The 24,882-nt window shown below is 35.4% G+C and carries 16 protein-coding genes; 8 read left to right on the top strand and 8 right to left on the bottom strand.

What is annotated here, in order from left to right:
- Positions 1 to 21 precede the first annotated feature (21 nt).
- Together AC0J6S_RS05460 and pth are read left to right on the top strand one after the other, a co-directional pair.
- Positions 22 to 633, top strand: coding sequence for a 50S ribosomal protein L25/general stress protein Ctc (locus AC0J6S_RS05460; RefSeq protein WP_474955797.1), 612 nt, complete (start codon positions 22 to 24; stop codon positions 631 to 633).
- Positions 634 to 926: 293 nt separating this feature from the next.
- On the top strand, positions 927 to 1,601 hold the full coding sequence (gene pth / locus AC0J6S_RS05455) for an aminoacyl-tRNA hydrolase (protein ID WP_474955796.1): 675 nt from the start codon (positions 927 to 929) through the stop codon (positions 1,599 to 1,601).
- Between the two features lie 53 nt (positions 1,602 to 1,654).
- On the opposite strand, the gene AC0J6S_RS05450 is transcribed toward pth, so the two are convergent.
- A complete protein-coding gene (locus AC0J6S_RS05450) occupies positions 1,655 to 4,354 on the bottom strand; it encodes a zinc-dependent metalloprotease (RefSeq protein WP_474955795.1) in 2,700 nt (899 codons plus the stop codon).
- A gap of 214 nt (positions 4,355 to 4,568) precedes the next feature.
- Between AC0J6S_RS05450 and AC0J6S_RS05445 the strand changes: the two genes are divergently transcribed.
- The 3 genes from AC0J6S_RS05445 to bioB all read left to right on the top strand — a co-directional run bounded on the left by AC0J6S_RS05445 (position 4,569) and on the right by bioB (position 7,425).
- On the top strand, positions 4,569 to 5,510 hold the full coding sequence (locus AC0J6S_RS05445; protein WP_474955794.1) for a bifunctional riboflavin kinase/FAD synthetase: 942 nt from the start codon (positions 4,569 to 4,571) through the stop codon (positions 5,508 to 5,510).
- Positions 5,511 to 5,604: 94 nt separating this feature from the next.
- On the top strand, positions 5,605 to 6,060 hold the full coding sequence (locus AC0J6S_RS05440) for a hypothetical protein (RefSeq protein ID WP_474955793.1): 456 nt from the start codon (positions 5,605 to 5,607) through the stop codon (positions 6,058 to 6,060).
- Between the two features lie 279 nt (positions 6,061 to 6,339).
- Positions 6,340 to 7,425 carry a biotin synthase BioB gene (gene bioB, locus AC0J6S_RS05435; protein WP_474955792.1) on the top strand — a complete coding sequence of 362 codons (1,086 nt, stop codon included), beginning with the start codon at positions 6,340 to 6,342 and terminating at the stop codon, positions 7,423 to 7,425.
- A gap of 66 nt (positions 7,426 to 7,491) precedes the next feature.
- Here bioB and AC0J6S_RS05430 read toward each other — a convergent pair whose 3' ends face one another.
- Together AC0J6S_RS05430 and AC0J6S_RS05425 are read right to left on the bottom strand one after the other, a co-directional pair.
- A complete protein-coding gene (locus AC0J6S_RS05430; RefSeq protein ID WP_474955791.1) occupies positions 7,492 to 11,346 on the bottom strand; it encodes a T9SS sorting signal type C domain-containing protein in 3,855 nt (1,284 codons plus the stop codon).
- 229 nt (positions 11,347 to 11,575) lie between these two features.
- Entirely contained in the window at positions 11,576 to 16,465 is a 4,890-nt protein-coding gene (locus tag AC0J6S_RS05425) for a T9SS sorting signal type C domain-containing protein (protein WP_474955790.1), read from the bottom strand.
- Between the two features lie 403 nt (positions 16,466 to 16,868).
- Here AC0J6S_RS05425 and AC0J6S_RS05420 point away from each other — a divergent pair, with 403 nt between their 5' ends.
- The gene (locus AC0J6S_RS05420; protein WP_474955789.1) at positions 16,869 to 17,348 is read left to right on the top strand and encodes a regulatory protein RecX; all 480 of its coding nucleotides are present in this window, start codon (positions 16,869 to 16,871) and stop codon (positions 17,346 to 17,348) included.
- 4 nt (positions 17,349 to 17,352) lie between these two features.
- On the opposite strand, the gene AC0J6S_RS05415 is transcribed toward AC0J6S_RS05420, so the two are convergent.
- The 5 genes from AC0J6S_RS05415 to AC0J6S_RS05395 form a co-directional block, all read right to left on the bottom strand.
- Positions 17,353 to 18,507 (bottom strand): beta-ketoacyl synthase N-terminal-like domain-containing protein, encoded by a 1,155-nt coding sequence (locus AC0J6S_RS05415; RefSeq protein WP_474955788.1) that lies wholly within the window; start codon positions 18,505 to 18,507, stop codon positions 17,353 to 17,355.
- 273 nt (positions 18,508 to 18,780) lie between these two features.
- Positions 18,781 to 20,052 (bottom strand): adenosylmethionine--8-amino-7-oxononanoate transaminase, encoded by a 1,272-nt coding sequence (gene bioA, locus AC0J6S_RS05410; RefSeq protein WP_474955787.1) that lies wholly within the window; start codon positions 20,050 to 20,052, stop codon positions 18,781 to 18,783.
- A gap of 34 nt (positions 20,053 to 20,086) precedes the next feature.
- Positions 20,087 to 20,707, bottom strand: a complete 621-nt coding sequence (bioD, locus tag AC0J6S_RS05405; RefSeq protein WP_474955786.1) for a dethiobiotin synthase — start codon at positions 20,705 to 20,707, stop codon at positions 20,087 to 20,089.
- Between the two features lie 56 nt (positions 20,708 to 20,763).
- Positions 20,764 to 21,156: a GxxExxY protein gene (locus tag AC0J6S_RS05400; protein ID WP_474955785.1), complete on the bottom strand. Its 393-nt coding sequence runs from the start codon at positions 21,154 to 21,156 to the stop codon at positions 20,764 to 20,766.
- 47 nt (positions 21,157 to 21,203) lie between these two features.
- The gene (locus AC0J6S_RS05395) at positions 21,204 to 22,355 is read right to left on the bottom strand and encodes an aminotransferase class I/II-fold pyridoxal phosphate-dependent enzyme (RefSeq protein ID WP_474955784.1); all 1,152 of its coding nucleotides are present in this window, start codon (positions 22,353 to 22,355) and stop codon (positions 21,204 to 21,206) included.
- A gap of 296 nt (positions 22,356 to 22,651) precedes the next feature.
- Between AC0J6S_RS05395 and AC0J6S_RS05390 the strand changes: the two genes are divergently transcribed.
- Positions 22,652 to 23,191: a hypothetical protein gene (locus AC0J6S_RS05390; RefSeq protein ID WP_474955783.1), complete on the top strand. Its 540-nt coding sequence runs from the start codon at positions 22,652 to 22,654 to the stop codon at positions 23,189 to 23,191.
- Positions 23,192 to 23,675: 484 nt separating this feature from the next.
- A complete protein-coding gene (locus AC0J6S_RS05385; protein WP_474955782.1) occupies positions 23,676 to 24,803 on the top strand; it encodes a hypothetical protein in 1,128 nt (375 codons plus the stop codon).
- Positions 24,804 to 24,882: the final 79 nt, after the last annotated feature.

The following is a 24,882-nucleotide window of genomic DNA, read 5'->3' as shown; positions in this document are numbered from 1 at the left end:
AATAACTATATTTTTTTTACAATGAAATCGATTACAATTAAAGGATCAGAAAGAGAAAGCGTGGGTAAAGTTGCGACTAAAGCCCTACGTAATGCTGGATTGGTTCCTTGCGTATTATACGGAGGAAATCAGGCAGTTCATTTCTCAGCAGAAGTTATGGCTTTCAAAAACTTGGTTTACACTCCAAACGCTCACACAGTTGAGATCGATCTTGGAAAAGGAAAATCATTTAACGCTATTTTACAAGACATTCAGGTTCACCCAGTGTCTGACAAGATTTTACACATTGACTTCTTTCAATTATTTGATGACAAAGAAATCACTATGGAAGTTCCTGTAAAAGTAGTTGGAACATCTAAAGGAGTTCTTGCTGGTGGTGTTTTACGTTTGAATACTCGTAAACTTAAAGTAAAAGCTTTACCAAAAAATCTTCCGGATTTTATTGAAGCTGACATTACTCCACTTGAAATGGGGAACAAATTGTACGTTACTAAATTAGCTAACGACAACTACAAATTGATTCACCCAGACAACACTGTTGTTGCTCAAGTAAGAATCTCTCGTGCGGCTATGAAAGCAGCTCAAGAAGCAGCAAAAGCAGCGAAAGCTCCTGCAAAAGGAAAGAAAAAATAATATTTTTTCAATCATTCAAGAAAGCATCAGTTGTAAAACTGGTGCTTTTTTTATGCTTTTTATTCTGTTATTTCGAGAAACAAACAATCTCATCATCCTGTTTTAAATTATTAGGAGCACCTCTTTCGCTTTTCATAACAACTCTGCTCCTGCTGTCCGTTATATCTTTCATGCCGAAAACCGGCATAAAAGGATGCCACTTCCATCAGGGCTATTCAGAACTAATTTGCCCTCAATAACGATTTTCTAAAAATCTAATAGTCCAATATTCTAATTAAGTCTATTTTTGCAGTATGATAAAATGGATTTCAAATTTATTCTCGTCAACAAAAACAGAGAACAATACAGATTATACGAAACCAGAGGTTCACGAACACCAAAAAAACAATACAGAAAGCGTGAGTAATAAATTTTTAATAGTAGGACTCGGCAATATTGGCGCCGAATATGTAAACACAAGACACAACATCGGTTTTAAGATCGTAGATTTCCTCGCCCGCAAAGAAGGAGTTTCTTTCGAAACCGTAAAACTGGGCGCATTGGCCCAATATAAGTTCAAAGGAAGAACTTTTCTGCTTTTGAAACCCAACACTTTTATGAATTTGAGCGGGAAAGCCGTTCAGTATTGGATGGATAAGGAAAATATTCCGCTTGAAAACATTCTGGTTATTACAGATGATTTGAATCTGCCGTTTGGAACCATCCGCATCCGGCAAAAGGGAAGCGACGGCGGACACAACGGACTTAAAAACATCAATCTCGTGCTGAATACACAAAACTACGCGCGATTCCGTTTTGGCATCAGCGATGAATTCAAAAAAGGAAAACAAGTCGATTACGTTCTTGGCGACTGGGATGATACTGAAAAAACTGCGCTCCCAGAACGACTGGAAGTAGGATCTGAGATTATAAAATCTTTTGGGACCGCAGGACTGGAAAACACCATGACCTCCTTTAACGGGAAATAAAAAAAGGGAAACGTTTCAAATAACGCTTCCCTTTTTTAATAATTCTATTTTGATTATTCAATCACAATCTTTCTGACCTCTTTTCGTTCTCCATCACTCACCGTCAATAAATAAACTCCGGCATAGACATTTTTCAATTGGATATTTTCATTAAAATTTGACTTGTTTTTAAAGTCATTTTCAAAAAGCTTTCTTCCTAATAAATCATAAACCATCACTTTTACTTCTGCATCGGATTTAGTGGTAAATTGAACATTAAAATTCCCTTTATTTGGATTAGGAAACATAACAAAATCATTGATTTCAAAGTCCGGAGTTGCTAAAGTGTATGTTTTTGTACAAATTGTTATTGATGCAGAATCTATTGTACCAAAGTCACCTGTATCTAAATCACGAACACGCAAAGTCCAATTTCCTTGCGGACTCAGCCCATTAAAGTTAGACAATAATTCAAAAGGCGCTACGGTTTGGGCAGCTTTCGCTGTGCAATCAAGGGAAACTCCCAGGTCATCATAATTCAACACTAAACTATTGCTTGTAGACCCACAACTTCTTTCAAATAACTTTACAACAGTCCCTTGTGGATTTACTACTTCTATTTGCACATCACTCAAATAAGTATGTGTAAAAGCAATTGCAAAATTCACATCAGAAATCACTTCCGCTGTAGCTGGAACGGTCGCTGCACTAGTCCGATACGTTGTAGATTCCGGTATAGAAAACGGTGTTGCAAAAGCATACGTATTACAAGATGAAACAACGGAATACCCAATTGCAAAAGATTTACTGTTTACTGCATAATAAATATTTGCTATTGGCTCAATCAAAATTCGGCAATCTTTAGCCGTTACATTTGGCACCGTGATTGTTTCCGAACCATCATTAGGAGTATTTGAAGCTAAAATTGTATTGAAATTTAATCCTCCGTCAGTTGAAAGTTTGATATTCACATTCGCAGAACCGACTAGAGTGTTAGAATTATTTACGTTCCAAGTAACTGTTTGAGTCGATCCCTGCAACCAATCTGAATTTTCAGTGCTTTGTGATGTTACTTCAAATGGACCAGCTGCCCCACTTACGTTTACCATCATCACATCTGTATTTGTTTGCGCTGTTCCAAGAGCCGCATTGTCCCTGCCTGTTAAAGTGAACGAAAGTGTCCTTTCAATGGTAGAAACGGATTCCCAAGTAGTTGTTAATTCATTGGCCAAGACCGAACTCAAAGCTGGCATGTAGCGAATTGGTGAACTACTAGGATAAAATGATCTAAAGTTAGGGCCATGTACTTTTGTAGGTGACGCAAAGCTAAAATTACCTTCTTCGCTAACCGCAGGATTTACAGTATTGATAGCGGTATCATTTTGCTCCCAACAATAGGTAATCACATCATCATTCAAATCAGAACCAGAACCTTTTAAGATAAAGGCTGTCCCCTTGGGTATAGTATAATCTAGGCCTGCGCTGATTGTTGGAGGACTATTAGTAACAATTGTACTTACAGGACACGTTTTAGAAAAAAGATTCTCTTGTATTTGCTTTATACTTGCATAAGCAAAGTAATCATCTGAATTATTTTGAACATTATAACCCGAAGTAATTCCTGCATAGGCCATTATAGTAGAACCGCTGCCTGGTTCCACATTTACGCCAGTATCTTCAATCTCGAAAGAAAACGTATGATTTGCGCCTAATTGATGTCCCATTTCATGTGCTACAAAATCAATATCAAAAGTATCTCCTTGAGGTATGGCATCGCTTGGCGAAGTAAAACCACTTCCTTTTGCTGCAGGCTCAATATCATTGGGATTTACACACACACAACCTATACAACCTGCGTTTCCTCCACCACCATCTGCGCCAAATAAATGACCAATATCATATCCGTCATCCGTTATTGTAGCGCTTAAATTTTCTTGTAATTCCAGATTCCAAGCACCCGCTGCTCCCTCTGTGGAGTCTGAATACGGATCTGTAAAGGCATCGGTATATATTATAAGACTGTTATTCGTGATAATACTCAGTTTAATCGCTAAATCTTTATTAAAAACTCCATTAACCCTTGTCATAGTAGCATTCATCGCGGCTAAGGCATCTTCAATGGTCCCACCGTGAAACGCTGTATACTCGCCGGTGCAGGACAACGCTAATCTAAAAGTTTTAAAAACTTTATTATTTGCAGCTATTTTACCAGCCTTGTTTAAAAGTTCTTTATTCAAAACGACATCTTCTGTTTTGCAAGTGAAAGGCAAACTTCCTCGGACTCTGCTTTTAGAATCAAAAAGAACATAAACAGTATGATCTTTAGAGTAAGGTTCAATAAATTCAGAGCCACTTTCTCCTCTAAGAATCATAGTCTGAATTCCTTTTGGAGAAAAACTAAAATACAAAGAAGCTTTTCGATCTGTAATTCCAATACCATTGTAGGCTCTTATATCAGGATTTTGTGCTTGCAATTCCGCTTCAAAATTTGAAGATTCCCAAACTGAAAATTTCTCTAAAGCACCATTCATGTTGGGTATTGTAATTTCAATTCTGCTCAGCTTTGACGTTTTATTTTGAAGTACTTCCAAAGATTTTTTTATTGCAACTTCATTTAAATTAAACAACAACTGATTTTCAGTAATCGGTTTAACATTGATTCTATCATAAACTGTAACTTTATCCTGAACAATTCTTTTCCATAAAGAGCCATCTTGGGCATGGATAGCAGAATTGGAAAAAATAATTATAAAAAATAGTATGATTCTATTCATAATATCATGATTTAACCATCAAAAATAAAGTATTTACAGTAATCCTTACTTCAATTATTTAATATTTTAAATCAAATTATGAAAAACTCAGCTGTTTTCTGTTTTTAAACCCCTTTTTTCATATTTTAATAAAAAATTATATTGAAATTCAGTGAGGCATACCGCTACTTTTAAATAAGATACCTTAAATTTGCATTTTTATAAAACACTTGCTTTGAAGATTTTTCATTCTATAAACGATTTCGCTTCCACAAAAAAAACAATTCTCACGTTGGGTACCTTTGATGGAGTTCACATTGGTCACAAAAAAATCCTGAACAAACTAACCCAATCCCGAAGCGTCGGGACGGAGAATGAGAAATATGAAAGTCTGGTACTTACATTTTTTCCCCATCCCAGGATGGTTTTACAGGAACATTCTGATATAAAATTGCTTAACACCATAGGTGAAAAAATAGATTTGTTGGAAAAAATCGGCATTGAAAATTTAGTGATTCATCCTTTTGATGAAACGTTTTCGAGATTGACTGCCGAAGAATTCGTAAGTACTATTCTTGTAGATCGATTTCATATTCACAAGATAATCATTGGGCATGACCACCGCTTTGGACGAAATCGAACGGCTGATATTGATGATCTTATCGCTTTTGGAAAACAATATGATTTTGAAGTAGAACAAATATCCGTTCAGGAAATCAATGACATTTCGGTAAGTTCTACCAAAATTAGAAATGCATTATTGGAAGGAGACATGAATTTGTCCAACGAATATTTAGGGTATGATTATTTTCTGACTGGTACTGTTATTCAAGGAAAACAACTGGGAAGAACCATCAATTTCCCAACGGCAAACTTAAAAATTGCAGAAAATTACAAGCTGATTCCAAAAAACGGAGTCTATATTGTGCAAAGTATTCTCAATGAAAAAACTGTTTTTGGAATGATGAATATTGGGTTCAATCCTACTGTTGACGGACAAAATCAGTCAATCGAGATCCATTATTTTGATTTCAATGCTGATTTATATAATCAAGAAATTCGAGTTTCAATACTCAAAAGAATCCGTTCCGAACAAAAATTTGAATCGGTTGATTTGCTGAAAGAACAACTTGAAAAAGACAAAAAAACTGCACTCTTGTACTTGAATAAATTTTGATTTTTTAATAAAATATTACTATTTTTTCTGTAAATTTGAAAGTAATATACTGTTTGTCATAACGATATGCTTTCTAACTTTTAAAACTAGTTATATGAAACTTCCAAAAGAAATAGTAAACGGAGTCATTATTTTTATGGGAATTGGCTTTTATTTCCTACTAATGGAACTTTTAGGCCTAGCAGATATTTACTTATTACGTTTATTTAATGTCCTATTTGTATTTTTCGGAACCTATAAAACGTTAAAATCTAATTTCGCCGAAGGCAAAAAAATATTAGTTTCTAATGCTGTTTCTGCATTACTAACTTCCCTCACGGGCATATTTCTGAGCATTGTAGGTTTAATTATTTATAGCTACGCCAAAGGTGGAGATGCGTATGTTGGCTCATTATCAAAAACTTTTTTATTTGGTGGTGATCCATCCGTAATGACCTATTCTATTTCTCTGTTATTTGAAGGAATTGTTTCAGCGGTAATCGTTACCTTCATGTTGCTGTTATACTGGGACACCCGCTATTCCTCAGATAAGCATGGAGCAGAATCTTAATTTTTTATCCTTACTTAATTCCAATACCACTCCCCAAACGAGCATCTCATATTGTTTTTACGGCGTTTATTTTTTTATATTTTATAAATTATATATTCCTTCTGTTTAGTAAATACCCTCGGATAAATCAATTGAATAACACTTTATAAAATTCTGAAACACCCGCATACAACAGCCTAACTTTAACCAAAAATTGTTTTACGAAAGGCTTTTCAATAGCATTGCATTGGTTCTTTAGAACAATTTAACTACTTTTGAAGCATCAAAAAACCAGTATCGATGAGCATTACAAAACACAATTGGACTAAAGACGAAATTATCGCAATATATAACAAACCCTTAATGGACTTGCTTTACGAAGCAGCATCTATTCATAGGGAACATCATGATCCTAACGTGGTTCAGGTTTCAACTTTACTTTCTATAAAAACAGGTGGATGTCCAGAAGATTGTGGCTATTGCCCGCAAGCTGCACGATATCATACTGAAATTGAAGGAAATGATTTAATGTCTGTTAGCCAAGTAAAAGCACAAGCTCTACGTGCAAAATCTAGCGGATCGTCTCGTGTATGTATGGGAGCAGCTTGGAGAAATGTAAAAGATGGCCCTGAATTTGACCAAGTTCTTGAAATGGTTCGTACCATAAATAAACTGGACATGGAAGTGTGTTGTACCTTAGGGATGATCACTGAAAATCAAGCCCATCGTTTAGCAGAAGCTGGTTTATATGCCTACAACCACAATTTAGATACTTCTGAAGAATATTACAAAGAAGTAATTTCGACCCGTGGATTTGAAGACCGTTTACAAACCATAGAAAATGTTCGTAAAACCAATGTTACTGTTTGTAGCGGCGGAATAATCGGGATGGGAGAAAGTATCGAAGACCGAGCGGGAATGCTTGTAGCACTTTCTACGTTAAATCCGCAGCCAGAATCAGTACCAATAAATGCTTTGGTTGCTGTTGAAGGAACACCACTGGAAGAAGAAAAACCGGTAGAAATCTGGGAAATGATCCGAATGGTAGCAACAACCAGAATCATCATGCCGGAAACCCAAGTACGTCTTTCTGCAGGAAGAATGAATATGAGCCGTGAAGGTCAAGCCATGTGCTTTTTTGCTGGTGCCAATTCTATTTTTGCAGGAGATAAATTATTGACAACTCCAAATCCTGACGTAAATGAAGACATGAAAATGTTTGAGATGCTAGGATTGAATCCACAAAAACCATTTACAAAAGTTTCTCAACCACAAACTGTTGAGGCGCAAGATTCTCAATTTGCTCCGTTGGGCGAAAAACCAAAATGGTCAAGACCCGGTCATACAATTGAGAAAAATCTTGAAGCATCGGGTAAAGAAAAATAAGCTTTATTTTGAATAAATATACAAAACCATCTTGGCTCACAAGATGGTTTTTTTATGCTATTTTCTTTAATACATTATTTTCTTGGTAACTGATTGACCATTCTGCAAAAGTATTTTCACCAGCAAGACTTGATGTCCAACAAGCAGATTAAAAACTGAAAAATCAATATCATTTATCTCATTTTTTTGATATATTTTTCTTCCAGCTAAATTGTATATTGTAACCTCATTTATCGATTCTTTGGTTGAGTATATTTGTAACTGTTTGTTTTTACTCAATACAGAAATTGACTCTTCCGGATTGGCAAAATCGACAACGGACAAGCTTTTATCTCCGTAGCGCAATATAAAACGATCATCAAATGTTCCGACGGTTGTATGAAAAGCATAACTCTCATTTGTTATATCAACAATACTATTAGTCAATTTGTCCTCAATAAAAACATTTTGATTTGCTAGAAGACCATCCACATGATCAATTTTAATCCTGAAATCTCCTGCTATCTTAACTTTGAAACCTAATTTGATTTCATCGGTTTCATTAAATGGCAATGACCTTCCTTGAATTACTAAATTCTTATTTTGATTAATACTATAAAAATCTAAATAATCATTCCCATCAAAACTCTCTCCATCAAAGGAACTATCAAAATCATTAGTCGCTCCAGATGCATATCCTATCAAAACTTGTTTGAAAGTACCTTCGTTATTGTACAAATTCAACCAAATACGGTGTTTGTCAATCACATTTTTTTTCAATTTTTTAGTTGTACTTGATTTAAAAAAACTTGCATTTTGCCCAACTACACGCATACTGTTGTTAAAAAAGGCTGTCCCACCACCATTCACACTCGTTACAAAGAAAGCTTGACCAGCCGCTATTTTACCATCAGGAATTGTATTATTAACACCCAAATTTGTAGCTTTTGTTCCTGCTCCACCTAATAAATTATAAGAAGCATAATCATTTGATGCATATTCATTATTTGTAATTGGTGTATTATGTGTCCAAAAATATAGTGTCCCATCGATGATTTTTTCATTTAATTTCAAAAAGAGGTTCGCATCAATGGCAGATGGGTAAGGATTCCCTATGAGATTTGAAGTATCTGTTATACTTATAGGAACTGAGACAATCCCATTATTAGGAATTCCTGAAAAAACCCCTCCGTAAATAGCTGGAACTGTTGTTGAAAAACTTTGAGGACCTCTTATGATATATCCTTTACCGGACTCCATTACGGTTGTTGGTGATTCATTGCTCCATGAATCAGAAGCTGCATTAAAAGAAAAAAACTTATCTGATAATGTATCAGGAGAGACATCAACCAATCTTTGGCCAGAAACTGGGGAAGACCAATAGGTATAATCAAATTTGACTATCGGAGTTGTTTCGCGTTTATAGACAACTAGCCCTGTATTTGTTATTTGATCCTCAGATTGAAAAAGTGAGGCATTATTTTCCAAAATTAATGTTCCTAAACCAGAATAATCAAAAACTAAACCCAACGTATTTCCATTTGGAATACCAACACTAATTCCTGAACTGATAGAACATGAACAAGCATTCACAGAATTTAAAACAGGATAATTACCATTGAAAATAATTCTTTTTTCTGAAGAAGGCAAACCATTATTCCAAATTAAACCATCCCAAACGGTAGTATCCAAACACAAAAGCAACCGAGCAACCCGGTGTTTTGTCACACCCGAAACAGAGTTGAAATTGCCTCCTATCATCACTTTATTGTCTGGAGTAAAACACATACTGTACAGCGGACTATTTAAATCAGCCGAGAAAGAAACATCAAAAGCACCAGCAGGCAAAAGTCGAATCATTCGCTTTACAGACGTTCCGTTATAAGTTCCAGAGAAAGTTCCACCTACCAAAATCCGTTTGTCAGGCTGAATTAAAATAGCTCTCACATCTCCATTACTAAAGCCCGATCCAGTAGCAAAAACCGTATCTAAACTTCCATCAGAATTCAATCTCAGCAGTCGTTTTGCCACAGTTCCATTATAATTTAAAAAAGAACCTCCTATTACTAACTTTCCGTCTGATTGCTTCTCTATACAATACACATTTTTATCAAAACCCAATCCTGTAAAAAACCCTGTATCAACACTACCGTCGCTATTTAATCGCACGATACGATTGTGGACAATCCCATTAAAAGTTAAGAAACGACCACCTAACACTATTTTTCCATCGGGCTGAACAATGACGGACTCGACAATTTCATCAGCCCCTAAACCACTAGTAAAGCTCGCATCAAGAGTTCCATCTGAAAACAAACGCGCTATCCTATTTACAGACACTCCGTTATACTTTGTAAAATTACCTCCAACGATGATTTTACCATCTGCTTGTAAGGCTACTCCATAAATTTGACTATTAAAACCCAAACCCGTATTAAAAGAAACATCAATAGAACCATCTGATAAAATTCTGGCAATCCTATTTACTAAAACCCCATTATAATTCAAAAAATTACCCGCTATTATAATTTTATTGTCTGGCTGGACAATCGCATTTTTGATTAATCCATCAGCGCCAGACCCGGAAATATTAAAGGTAGGATCAAGTGAACCGTCATTTAATAAACGTGCTATTTTTGGAGCGCCAAACCCATTAAATTTAGAAAAATTACCAACTACAATCGTTTTAGTATCGGATAAAGAAATGACCTTATAAACGGAGTTGTCAAAACCAACACCAGCAGTTAAATACCCAATATCTAAAGCGCCAAAAGCATCAATTTTTGCTAGCCTGCCTTGATTTTGGGAATCAAAAATAGAAAAAGAACCTCCTACATACCAAGAACCACTTAATTCTGGAGCTATAGCGAGAACAGTTCCCGAAAATGGCCCCGAGTCAGTATCAAATGTTAGATTTATAACACCATTGGGCTCTAAAAGCGCCAATCGTTTTACCGCTATTCCATCATAGGTATCTGTAAAAGAACCACCTAACATAATTGAACCAATAGTACTGATATTGATAACTGAAACACCTCCATTACTAAAACCTAATCCGGCAATGAAACTAACATCAATAGAACCGTCATCATTTAAACGAAGTATTCTGTTATTTGTTAAATCATTATATACTGTAAAATCCCCTCCAATCAAAATTCTTCCATCCGTCTGAACCGCCAGAGATTTAACATCATCATCAAAACCAGTTCCGGTAACAAAAGCTACATCATTACTACCGTCCGTATTTAATCTAATTATTTTATTTGAAAGGATTCCATTGAACAAAGTAAATGATCCGCCAAGAATTATTTTGCCATTAGATTGAATTTGTATGGCATAAATAATACCATTGGCACCAGTTCCGGTTACAAAGGTGGAATCCAAATTTCCGTTGGGTAATATTCGAGCGATTCGATTTACAGTATTCCCATTATAATTAGTAAAACTGCCGCCTATAATTATACTCCCGTCAGAATGCAGCGCAAGACTATAGATTACCCCTGAACTAGAAGCAATAGTGGTATTAAAAGTCACATCAAGAGATCCATCTGAATTCAACCTAAGTAATCGCTTAGTAGTTTGACTATTAAAGAGTGTAAATGACCCGCCAAGTAGAATTTTCCCATCTGGCTGAATCAAAGAACAATAAACTTTTCCATTAATTCCTGTGCCTAAACTAAAGCTAGGATCTTTAGTGCCGTCTGGTAGCAATCTACATAAGTAAGGAGTGGCAGCACCATTAAAATTTAAGAAATCACCTCCTACAATTAATTTCCCATCAGATTGGATCGAGACGGTTCTTACGGTATTATCAAAACCATCTCCTAATACCCCATCATCATAGGTGTTAAAAGTGGCATCAACTCGCCCTTCTTGACTAGAAGCTGGATTAAAAATGGAAAGACTAAACACAACAACGAAGCAAAGAAGTTTTGTTTTCAAATTTACGATGGATTTAAGATTTTTATCAATTATACTAACACACACTACCACAAGTGTTTATTAATTAAATATAAAAATATAGATAATCCAAATTATACGCAATACCCACATTTAGTGATATTTAGCCTAAATCATAAAAATATTTATTTTTTTAACTCCATTTAAAAAAAATCCCATTCTGTTTTCATCAGAATGGGATTTAATAAAAATTTTAAAATACTATTTATAGCTAATAACTAACTTTTTTAGCTACTACCTGGCCATTAGTTAAGACAACTTTTACGATTACAATTTGATTCTTCAATGTAATATTTGAAGTACGGAATTCATTTACATCTTTAAGTGTTTCTTCAAATACTTTTTTACCCAATAAATCAAATATAGTAACCCGTTTCATCGTTTCAAATTCGGATTTAATTTTTAATTCGTTCTTCTCTTTAAAAACTACAATTGTTTTATCTTCACTTTCAAAATCACCCGTTCCAAGTATTTTATCAGTGTAACGCAACACAAAACGCTCATTAAAAACTCCTTTCTCAGTTGTAAAATTATATGACGCTTCTTTTAAATTATGGATTACACCCAGCATTTTATCTTCAAGAAATACATTTTGAGCTGTCAAGAATCCATCTGTTTGAAAAATTGTTATAGTGAAGTTTCCTTTAATAGTTGTTTTATAACCCAACGGCACCTCATCACTTTGCAGAAATGGTAGCGCTCTTCCTTGAATTACAAAGTTTTTATCCTCGAGTATACTATAGAAATCAACAAATGTATTCCCATCAAAACTTATTCCGTCAAATGTTCTCTCATACTCATTTGTTGCTCCCGTTATGTAGCCTATGAGTGTTTGTTTAAATGCACCTTCTGTATTTGAAAAATTCAACCACAGCCTGTTTTTATCAAAACTCGCATTCTTTTTGGATTTTGAGTTAGACCTAAAGAATTGGGAATTAGCAATTCCTCCCAATCGCATCGTATTAGTATAATTAACCGTTCCAGGTGCAATACTAGTTGCAAAAAAACCTTGACCAGAAGCTATTTCTCCTGTAGGAATTGTAGGCATTGGATTAACATCACTATCTGCAGGAATACCATTACCGGTACCAACTCCTCCTGTTAAATTATATGATGCATAATCATCTGAATCATAAATATAATGAGAACCGCTTGGAGCAATATCCGTATTATGAGTCCAAAAATATAGCGTTCCGTCTAATACGTCTTTATTATTAAACAAAAACAAGTCTGCATCCAGCGCTGATGGATAAGGATTTCCAAGAAGATAAGACGCTTCGCCTGTTGCCAATATTTCAACTGGAATAGTTCCATTGTGTGGCACACCAATAAAATTCGCACGATATGTCCCTATAGGATTTGGAGCATAATTATTTTGTGGTCCACGAATAATGTATCCAATCCCTGGCTCCATTACTTTTGTTAACGAATTTTCTTGTATCCAATTATTGTTAACAGCATCAAAAGAAAAATATTTATCCGCTAAAGTATTTGGTGATGTGTTGTATAAAGTTTGTCCAGAAACAGGTGAAGTCCAATAGGTAAAATCAAATTTATCCACTGGCGTTACTGTTTCCCTTTGATAGGTTATAGCTCCCGAGTTTATAGTTGGGTCTTCATTTATTTGAACTAAGTTAGCGTTGTTCTCGAAGGTTAATGTACCACCAGAAACTTTTAATTCATTAGTCAAGGTCAAGGTCTTATCAGACCTAACAATTACATTTCCCAAAGTTACCTCACATGAACATGCAACTAAATCTGTAGTCTGGCTATAATTTGAATTAAAAATAAGCTTTTTATCACTATTTGGTAATCCATTTGACCAAGCACCATTCCAAACAGTTTCTTGTAAAGAAGCAATTTCTACTGCTTCCAGATTAGAAGAAGAGCAACCACCAATTGATACCGAAAAATTATATGTGCCTGGTGCAAGCCCAGAAATAGTGGCTGAACTACCTGTACCCGTAATTGTTGCTGTAGAAGTTCCACTTTGCGTCAAAGTCCAAGTCCCCACTGACGGCAAGTTATTTAAAATTACACTAGCTAAAGAAACATTACAAGTTATCGGCGTAATTGTTCCTTGTGTTGGTGCAGCTATAATTGATGAACCAATGTTTATTGGAGAACTTTCCGAACATCCTATTGCATCTGCATAATTCAAAATATATGTAGCCGAATCTAAACCGGTTCTATTTAAAGTAGTTGCACTATCTGCCCAAGATAAATCTAATATATTTACCTCAATATAATGAGGTCCATTAATATTCTCCCAAAGATTTACAGTTCTAGAATATACTAAATTATTTGCACCATCGAAGAGTTCTAGTAACATGTTTTGACCTCTATTTTGACAACAATCCGATCTATTATAGATACGCAGATAATCAATATTTTTTCCTGATTGAAGATCTACTTGTACCCATTCATTAATATTAGTTGAATTACTATGCCAAAAACTATATCCTACAGTATCTCCATCATTCACTTTTGCGGGTCCAAAAGTTCCTGGATCATTATTGTAAATAGAACTCGAAGTTGCAATAGCTCCGGTAGAGGAAAGCGCAACATTTGAACCTGTAAAAACTTCAAGTGCCTGAATTTCTTGCACTTGTTGCCAAGCATCAGCATTGACAAATTTCTGAGTTAATTTGATGTAACGTACATTTGTTAATCCTCCGAAAAGTGTCGGTGAAATTGAACCATCATTGGTTGTGGCGCAGGTTTCGTCAACCTTATTTGGAGTGATTGTTGGAGCGCTATTTACCGTTATTGTTGTAACCGCTGAATTCCCAACCGCACAACTTCCACTTTGAACTACTGCTCTAAATTGCGTTGTTGCGCTCAATGAACCCGTTGTATAGGTTGCAGCCGTATTTGCTATATCTGTCCAAGTTGAAAATGGACTTACAGCTGATTGCCATTTTGTAATTGTTCCTATGTGTCCTGCCAATGTTAAAACCGTACTATTTGTGCCTGAACAAACAGTTGTGCCTCCTGAAACAGTTCCTCCAACACTCGGTGGATTTACTGTTACCGTAGCCGATGATGAATTTACTACCGAACAAGAACCACTTTGCAAAACAGCTCTATAAGAAGTAGTAGCGCTTAAATTTGCTACTGTTAATGTTGTGCTTGTATTAGCAATGGTACTTCCTGCTGTAGCAAAATTATCTAATGATGATTCCCATCTCACAACTATTCCCGTATGTCCTTCTAATGTTAAAACCGTACTATTTGTCCCTGAACAAACAGCGGTGCCTCCTGAAACTGTTCCTCCAACACTAGGTGGATTTACCGTTACAGTTGCATTGCCAGTAATGCTTGTTGAACAATTAGCAAAACCTACCCCGTTTGAAACACTTACTAAGTTGTATGTAAATGTCCCTGCGGAAACAGTAGGAGCTGTAATGTAATTAATAGATGAACTTGGACCTACATAAACAACATTATTTGCACCTCCATTTATGTTATAAATAACATTCACACCATACGATTGTGGATTTGTTATTACAATTGCTTGCGCTGGCGCCCCGACACATACAGCTGTAGATCCAGATATCGTAGCATTTGTAGGCAAACCTCCTACCTGAATATTAACAGATGAATTGCTAAAACTTTGCCCACATCCATTAGAGGCGAAAACTGTAAGATTTCCCGATGTGGCTGTTGCACTGAATGCAATTGAAACAGATAATCCATTAGCTGATGGCGTTATTGTCCAACCGGTGCCAGTTGTACCCCAAGAATAACCTGTCGCATTCAGGACTGCAGCAATATTATAACTTGCGGAAGTAGTCCGACATTGTGTTGTATTACCTGAAATAGCTCCTGGACCATTGGGTCTGGCTCCACTTGTGGTTACGGTAACCACATTTGAAAAAAACTCACATGTTCCAGCAGTTAATGTAGACGGTTTGAAAACCCTTCTAAAATAGCGAATGTTGTTGGGAGAACCAGCTGCAACCCCTAAGGCAGGAGCTGTATAATCCCGTGCTGTACCTCCAGTGGTGATGTTTGTAAAAGTAATGTTGTCTAATGACGATTGCCACTGGTACACAGTATTCGTATTTACATTACAGCTGATAAGATTTGACGCTGTTATGGTAGATGCGGTATTTGAGCAAACCCTAACATCCGTTGAACTTGTTATTGCATTCCCAGATCCATCAAAGGGAGTTAAACTAAAACCTAAAACATTCTCGCCCACATTTTCATAATAATCTAAAACAATAACACTATTCCCTGTTAGGTTTATCAAATTATTACAATAAGAAGTATTAGATTGATCTACCCAACGATCTAAAACAAGTGCACCGTCAACATAAACGCGCACGCCATCATCACCATTAACATTCAAAATGTAGCAACCAGCTGGTCTTGTTGATCTCATACGATATCTAACTGCAAATCTATCCGCAAACATATTAACCCTGTTTACACCGCTACTTAATAACGGAAAACATGCCGTATTTCCACCAAAAGTCTCATTAATAGTTTCTGTTGCCACATTATAATAACCCACATAATTTGCATCAATAAAAGGACTCGTAGTTGTTGATAAAGGATTTGGAGATGGAAAACCACCTGGATTGTTACCCCCAGCATAATTATAAACATGCCCCACCCAATTACCTGTGCCAAATGCAGTTTGACTATCAAGAGTATTACTACCGCCTAAAAGCTGTAAAGTTAGCGCTCCACCAGCAGTATTATCATTCACACATGCTCCTCTTGATAAGAGCACTTTAATTTGACCTGAAAATGTAGAAGTCCAATTTGTTATTGTAGCGCCACTTCCTCCAGATGCAAATCCTGCTACCCCTACAGGAGAATCATCTGCTGCATTGAGTATTGTTAAATTTTCATTTCCAAAAAACCAAAAAGCATCTCCTACTGAAAAACGGTATCTAAAACCTCGCACAACGTTTACTAATGCAAATTGACCTGCTCTTACACTTGGAGTTGTTATCGTATTGCCATTATCAATACAAAAAGTATACGTACCCACAGATGTAAGTGGTGTTCCTGTATATGCACATTGTGAATAACTCGATAAAAAAAACATTAAACCGGTTATTAAAAAAAGTAATTTTTTATTCATGTGGTATTATCGTTATATATCTTAACACTAAATTCAACAACTTCTTTCTTATTTTTTTATCAAAAAAATAAAGAAATTATCTAACATTGCAATATCGGTCCGTATTTTAAATAAAGCCCAATTTAATCGACCAAATACAAAATAACCTGTCAAAATACACTTTTTCAGCCTAGCAAAATCTTTTGAAACTCACCTTAAAAACAAATTATTTCTTAGCCTGAACTTCCTCTACGACAACCTTTTTTGCTGAAAATTTAATTTCCTTTTTTATGATAAAAAACAGCAAAAAATAAATTCATGTTTACCACTTGGATCACAATGGATTTAAAGCCTTATTTTTGAAATTAAATTCCATATCTATTTTTCAAATTGATGCACAGAGAATCATTTTAAAATCAAAAAAATGAACCCAGTATATTCCATAAAAGAAGCCATACAAAAAATAGAGCATTATTGTGCCTATCAGGAGCGCTGCCACGAAGTAGTAGTTCAGAAATTAAGGAGTATGAAAATGGATTCTGATGAAATTGACACTATTTTAGTACATCTGATCAAAGATAATTTCCTGAATGAAAGTCGTTTTGCCTGCAGTTTCGCACGAGGGAAACACCGCATCAAGTTTTGGGGGAAAATTAGAATTGTAAACGAATTAAAATTTCGAAAAATTACACAGTATAATATCAATTTGGCACTCAAAGAAATCAGTAGTGAAGAATATTTAGCCACTTTTCATACCGTGGCAGAAAGAAACTGGGAGTCCATTTATGAAAAAAATATGCTGAAAAAACGCAAAAAATTCTGTGATTACCTTTTGCGCAAAGGCTTCGAAAGCAATATAATTTATGAAAAGGTAAAAGAGTTGGAAAATTTAAAAGAAGAATAAAAAATCACAAACTCAAAAGCAAGCTCACCGCGTTTCCACCAAAACCTACTGCATTAATCAGTACTTTCTTTATTGGTTTCGTTTGAATTTGTGCTTCTGCAAAAGGAACTCCGATAAATCTATTGTGTTGCATCATAAGTATAGCAAGTTCCATACTCAAAATTCCCGATGCGCCAAAAGTGTGTCCAATTTTCCATTTATTGGTCGTCAATAAAGGCAGGTTTTCGCCAAATACTTTCTTAATAGCTCTATACTCGGTTAAGTCACCCTTTATAGTTCCCGGAGCATGCATCACAATGACATCAACTTTGGACAAATTAGTATTTTGCAACGCCATTTTCATTGATTTTTGGAAACAAGTCGCTTCCGCCGAAATGGAAATATTATGCTCTAATATCTCTGTAGCATAACCAATTCCTTCAATGTAAGCTAATGCGTTTTCTTTTTTCCCTATTTCGAGACAACACACACCGGCACCTTCGCCAAGAATCATGGTGCTTTGTTTCTTTTCTAAATCAAGGGCCCGATTCGGGTATTGTTCGGTGTTATTCGAATAAATTTTTAAAGCGCGCATTTGGGCAATCGTAAAATCAGTCAACGGCGCTTCACTACCACCTACCAGAAATTTATCAGCCATTCCTGCTCTGAGCCACGCCACACCATTTAATACCGCGTGCAAAGCAGTAGAACAAGTTATAGAATGTGAGATTTCGGGACCGGAACTTTGTAAATCATGGGCAACCCAAGAAGAAATATTTCCCAAAGTCGTCGTTGGAGAAGCCAAAGTTTGTGCTTTTCCAGTTTTTAAATACTCCTGATAATGTTTTTCGAATAAATCTGTTGCGCCGCGAGAGGAACCAAAATTGATCCCAAAAATATCGTTTTTTGTCCATCCTGCTTTTTGAATCGCTTTTCGCGAAGCTGCCATCGCATACAAAACGGACTTATCTAACGACTTATATTTGATGTCTGACACTCGCAAGTCAGCAACTACATCTTCAGAATCTGTATCCAACTTAGCAACGAAAGTTTGCTTATCGTCTAAAACATGTTCCGTAAAACAATGATTGTAATTCAGATAATTTTCCCAAATTATTTTTGAGTCAGTACCCAAAGGTGAAATGGAGGCTATAGCGGTTATGGAGATTATTGTTGACAAGATAGTACTATTATTTTGCGGCAAAGGTCGCAAAGTTTTTCGAAAAATTGGCACACAATAGCACCTATGCTACTGACAAAAAAAGATTTTTATTTTTTCAATCTGTGGAAATCCGTTTAATCCGTTCAATCTGCGGCTAAAAAAACTAGAAATCAATTGTAGCTATCTATCTGCCAGTTTAATGGCAAAAAAATAGCACACGGATAACACGGATTTAGCTGATAAAAACGGATTTTTTAATCTTGGAGAATCCTTTTAATTTGTGGCTAAAAATCAAACTATTTCCAACGCCTTTTCAACCACATGATATACTTTTTGCAATTGCTCATCGGTAATAACGTAAGGAGGTAAAATGTATACAATATTACCAACAGGACGCAGAATCACTCCGTTTTCGATAAAAAAATCATAGAGCTTATTGCGCAAACTTCCATAATAACTGGCAGCACTTTCGGTTTTTATTTCTAAAGCAAAAATTACTCCCAACACTCGTGTTGTAGTTACCTTTGGATGATTTTTGATTCGTTCCTGAAAATTCAGATGATTTTGATTGACACGAACTATATTCGCTTGCATTTCATCGGTTTGCAACAATTCTATACTGGCCAAAGCCGCCGCACAACCTGTAGGATTTGCTGTAAAGGTGTGCCCATGAAACAAAGCCTTATTTATATCGTCATCATAAAAAGCATCAAATAAGTCCTGAGTAAAAGTCGTAATCGCCATAGGAATAGTTCCACCAGTCAAGGCTTTTGACAAGCACATCATATCTGGTTTTTCCACCAAGTAATCGGTTGCAAACGTTTTTCCGGTTTTGCCAAAGCCTGTCATCACTTCATCGGCAATGGTTAGTACATTATTTTCTTGACAAATTCGCATCAATTTATCTAACGATTCCGGCTCATAAATCACCATCCCTGCCGCTCCTTGAACTAAGGGTTCAAAGATAAAACCCGCACAATTGTTATGTTTTATAACCGATTGTAACGCATCAAAACTTTCTTGCTCCATTCCTTTAACCGGAACTGGAATGCGTATGACTTGAATCAAAGAATCCTTGAATGCTTCAACAAAAAAAGAGATTCCACTTGCTGCCATAGCGCCAAATGTGTCCCCGTGAAATGCATTTTCGAAAGCAATTATTGCCGTTCTCTTTTCACCTTTGTTGAAAAAATACTGTAACGCCACTTTAATCGCCACTTCAACGGCTGTAGATCCGTTATCAGAAAAAAATATTTTTTGTTGGTTTTTAGGTAAAATTTCCATCAACTTCTCCCCTACTAAAATAGCGGGTTCATGTGTAAATCCACCAAAAAGAACGTGTTCTAATGTTGTGAGTTGTTTGTATATCGCATCGGCTATAAACGTATTGGAATGACCATAAGGATTCACCCACCATGAAGCGATTGCATCAATATATTCTTTGTCGTTTTCGTCCCAAAGCAATGCACCTTTCCCTTTTTTTATGGCAATTGGTAACGCTGCAGTTTTGTGTTGGGTATACGGATGCCAAAGATATTGGCGGTCTCTTTCAGTTAAAGTCATTTGATTTTTAATTTTGTAATTGCCATTGAAATTACTATTGAAGTTTCAGCAAATTTTCTCGAAATAAATCCGCGTATTCTTTGTTGACATTTTTATCAAAATACGGCTCTTGTTCTATTCGCCCAATGAATTTTACGCCTGTTTTAGACAAAATAATAGATTCAGTTGCTTTGTTTTCATCTCCAGAAAAAACAATTCCAGCAATTACTATTTTTCTATTTTGTAAGGCTTCAACAGTCAATAAAGTATGATTGATACTTCCTAAATAATGTCTTGAAACCACAATTACTTTATAATCTTTTTGGATTAAATCGATCACACAATCAGTATCATTTAACGGTACGAAAACACCTCCCGCTCCTTCAACAACCAAATGATTTTCTGTTTTGGGTTCGGTAATTTTATTCAATTCAATTACAATCCCATCAACCTCTGCGGCATAGTGCGGACTTGCAGGCGTATTAAGTGCATAGCTGTTGGGATGGAATTTTGATTTAGAGTTAGTGACATACTCTTTGACCTTGTGAGTGTCTGAGTTTTCAAGATCCCCCGCTTGTATGGGTTTCCAATAATCAGCTTCTAAAGCTTCTGTTATGATGGCAGACGCGATGGTTTTACCTACATCGGTTCCAATTCCTGTTATAAATAGTTTCATATAAATAGCACACGGATTACACAGATTTAACTGATTATCACGGATTTTTTAAAAATTTATTTTAGTTTTTTTCTATCGTTGGTATAAATAGACCTTTTAAATTCTGGAGTTGTTCCAAAGTTCAATAACAAGCCAATTTCTACATCAGTTGCCTTAAGATAATTCAAAAGTTGGGCTTTATGCTCGTCTAACAAACATCCACAGGCCTTAAGTTCAAGAATAATAGCATCTTCAATCAATAAGTCCGCAAAATAATCACCTACCAATTGACTTTTGCAATACACTTTAATTTGTTTTTGAGCTTCTACTTTATACCCTTGGGATTTTAATTCCAAATACATTGCGTTTTGATACACTTTTTCAAGAAACCCATATCCAAGTTCGCTGTAAACTTCAAAATAGATTTTCAAAATAGTGTCGCTCAAATTTTTATGCAATAAATCACCCATTGTATGTGTTTTAAATATAAAATCCGTGTTAATCATTTAAATCCGTATTATCCGCGTTCCATAAAAACAAAAGTACTCAACAATCGCAACACTTCCGAGATTTCTTCTTGTGAATTATAACTATGAAAACAAAAACGCAGTCTTTCCTGTCCTTCTGGAACTGTTGGCGAAAGTATCGCTTTCACATCAAATCCTTTTTCCTGCAGTTGCTTGGCGATCGTTTTTACTTTTTCATTTCCCGGAATAATAGCAGATTGTATCGCCGATTTGCTTCGAACAAAAAGTGGTTTTAAACTCAACAGATTTTTCTGCTGATTAAAGAAAACAATGTTTTCTCTTAATTTTAAAATGGAATCCGAACCTTTTTTTAAATGCTGATATGCAATCAAAATCGTAGCAACGGAATGTGGCGAAAGCCCAGTGGTATAAATAAAACTTCGGGCAAAATTTATTAAATATTCCCTCAATTCAACCGAACCTAAAATTGCGGCTCCATGACATCCCAATCCTTTCCCGAAAGTCATAATTCGAGCAAAAACGTGATCTTGCATGTCCAGCATTTGAACGAATCCTTCTCCTGATGAACCAAAAACTCCCAAAGCATGCGCTTCATCAACAACAAGAAAACAATTGTGTTTATTTGAAACCAAAATTAATTCTTCCAGATTTGGGCAATCTCCATCCATCGAAAAAACAGATTCCGTTACAATATAAATAATGGTGTTTTGATTCCGTAAAATCAACTTTTCTAAATCTTCAAAATCATTATGATTGAACTTGTACGCTTTCGCATGCGAAAGTTGAATTCCGTCCCGAATGGAAGCATGACACAATTCATCGTATAAAATTACATCTCCTCTTTGTGGAACCGAGCCAAAGAATCCAACATTAGCATCGTAACCTGAATTGAAAATTAAAGCCGATTCAGATTTGTGAAACTTTGCAATAAAATCTTCAGTTTCTTGATATAGTTTATGGTTTCCAGATAATAATCTGGAACCCGTTGCTCCGTTTTGAATGATTCCATTAGTAATTAAATACTCGTGCGTCTCCCTAAAAATAATTTCTGATTGTGAGAAACCCAAGTAATCATTAGAAGAAAAATCAATGGTATTACTTGATAAAGATAATTTTCGCAATGCATTATGCTGCTTTCGAATTTCAAGTTTAGCGTATAGATTTTCTGGAAAATGTTTCATAGTTCGCAAAATTAAGCATCTTTTTTGGTTTATGGATTTTGCGAACTATTTGTTAGTTTTTCTATCAAATTTTAAAAATAAATAAAACTCATTTCTTCAAAACGATATTCAACTTGCTCACCAAAAAAAACAATTCTATTACAAATTAACATTCGAATTAAAGCAATTAAAAAAAAACTTATAATTTTTTCCGAAAACGGTTTCGATTTATATCTCTCTTAAATTTATGTTAAAAAAAACTTAAAAATAATATTAAAAATATCAACCAATGAAATAGTTTTCTACTTTCGGCAGATATGAAACGAATTGCATCACTTTTTCTAATAGTAACGTTGTTCTACAACGTGATGGGATACTATCTGATGTTTGCTTATCAAGAAGAGCAAGCATGGGTAGCTTCTATGGAAAAAAGACACGATTCAGAGTTTCAAGTAATCCAATTAAATGCAACTTTATACTCCTTTATCGAGGACACTGATTTTGAATATGTGAATGAAGATGTGGTTATCAACAACAAGAGTTATCACATTTTCAAGAAAAGAATTCAAAACAACATACTAAGTCTATATTACCTGCGCAATTCACATCAAGATGCAATAAGTCAGGATTTAAAAGATATTGTTGACAATCAATTATTCAACGGATCCTCATCAAAAGAGTCTCCTGTAAAAAAACTACTAAAATCTTTCCTAAAAGATTATGTAGCAAACAGTGCTGTTTGCGTAGATTTTTCTCCAAAAACAACTGTACTTTCAACTGAATCTATCATTACACCAAACCAAGCGATAGATTCCGGATACCTTTCTTTATCGTATTCACCACCAGATTTCGTTTAAATCTTCTTTCATTTTAGTGGAATCATTCGCTTTTATCTGGCATTTGTAAAGTCAAGATAATTCACGATTATTTTTTAGCTAAATCTGTACATTTATTACACTCTTTTAGTAGAAATTATGCCCGTTAAAAATGCAAAATAGACTTTTGTATTTTCTGAATTCATTTATTTTTCATGTTTTCAAAGGCTTATTTTATTTCTATTTTGGTTTGTTTTATACAATTAGCTTTCAGTATCGTGATTTAAATGGATTGGAAAATTCAAATTTGGATTTATGAACAGCATTCTTTATTTCAAAGAAAAGCTTTCACCCATCAACTTTGCCTTGTAAAATCACACGTAAATCTTTGGCGAAAGCCAACAGAAAATCTTGTTTTAAAGCGACACTATCTATCAATCAATCTAAATTTTTAACAATTACATCAATCTGGAAGAAGTTGTCATAGGCCTATTTTAAATCATTAACCATTCAAAAAACCAAAAACTTGAAAATTTTATCCACTTTACAATCCGTTTGTAGTTTTATCCTGTTCGTAACAATTGCATTTAACTCCCAAAAAATAGCTGCGCAAGGCTGTGTCGCTATCAAAGGTAACGCGACAAGTTGTATGTCGATTCATGCAGACAGCACCAATGTTTCTGGATGGCAATTTGCCAGCAGCGGACGCTATTTTAGATCATTCAGACACTTTTCTGGAACAGAGGAAAACAAAGACAGGCTAGTGCAAAAAACAGAAGTCATCAATTACACCTCTGTTTTCAATCTTTCATTGACCAGAATATTAAACAACCGCTGGTCCGTTATGGTTGATGTGCCCATTTCAAATAATGTTCGTTCTTCATTGTACGAACATGGCTTGGTAAACGGGACTTATGTAAAAAGAGAACGAAATTCAACAAGTTCATTTGGTATTGGCGACATAAGATTCGCCGCTTACAGATGGATGTTAGACCCTGCAAAAAGCACCAATGGAAACATACAACTAGGATTAGGTATAAAATTACCAACTGGTGATTACAACTACAAAGATTACTTTTATAATGTAGGTCCAAACGGAACAAAAGAATTGCGCCCAGTAGATCAATCCATCCAGTTAGGAGACGGCGGAACGGGATTTACATTTGAAGTAAACACCTTTTACAACTTCATAGAAAACTTTGGAGTTTACGGTAATTTCTATTACTTAATAAATCCACGTGAACAAAACGGAACTCGTTCATATAGAGAAACATTAGCATCACGACTTGCTAACGAAGCTATTATGAGTGTTCCGGATCAATATATGTTTAGAGCGGGTTTCAATTATTCAGTGAATCAAATAAAAGGATTGTCTGTAGCTGCAGGCGCACGATTAGAAGGCATCCCTGTAAATGATCTTGTGGGCGGAAGTGGCGATTTCCGTCGTCCGGGATATATTTGGTCTGTAGAACCTTCCGTAAACTATGAGTATAAAAAAGTTGTCCTGTTTGCTTCCGTACCATTTGCGGTCGTTCGTAATCGTACGCAAAGTGTAACCGACAAAGAAAATTCTGTAAAAACAGGCACTCATGTTCAGGGAGATGCAGCATTTGCTGACTATACTATTAACATTGGTATATCTACCAGATTTTAAAATTAATAGCAGTAGCAAAATAAAAACAACACATTTTTAAACAGTAAAACACCAAACCATTAACCAAAAACCATTTTTT

The organism is Flavobacterium sp. TS_SC_5 (genome assembly GCF_056156265.1).
This window is presented reverse-complemented; position numbering and strand designations above follow the sequence as displayed.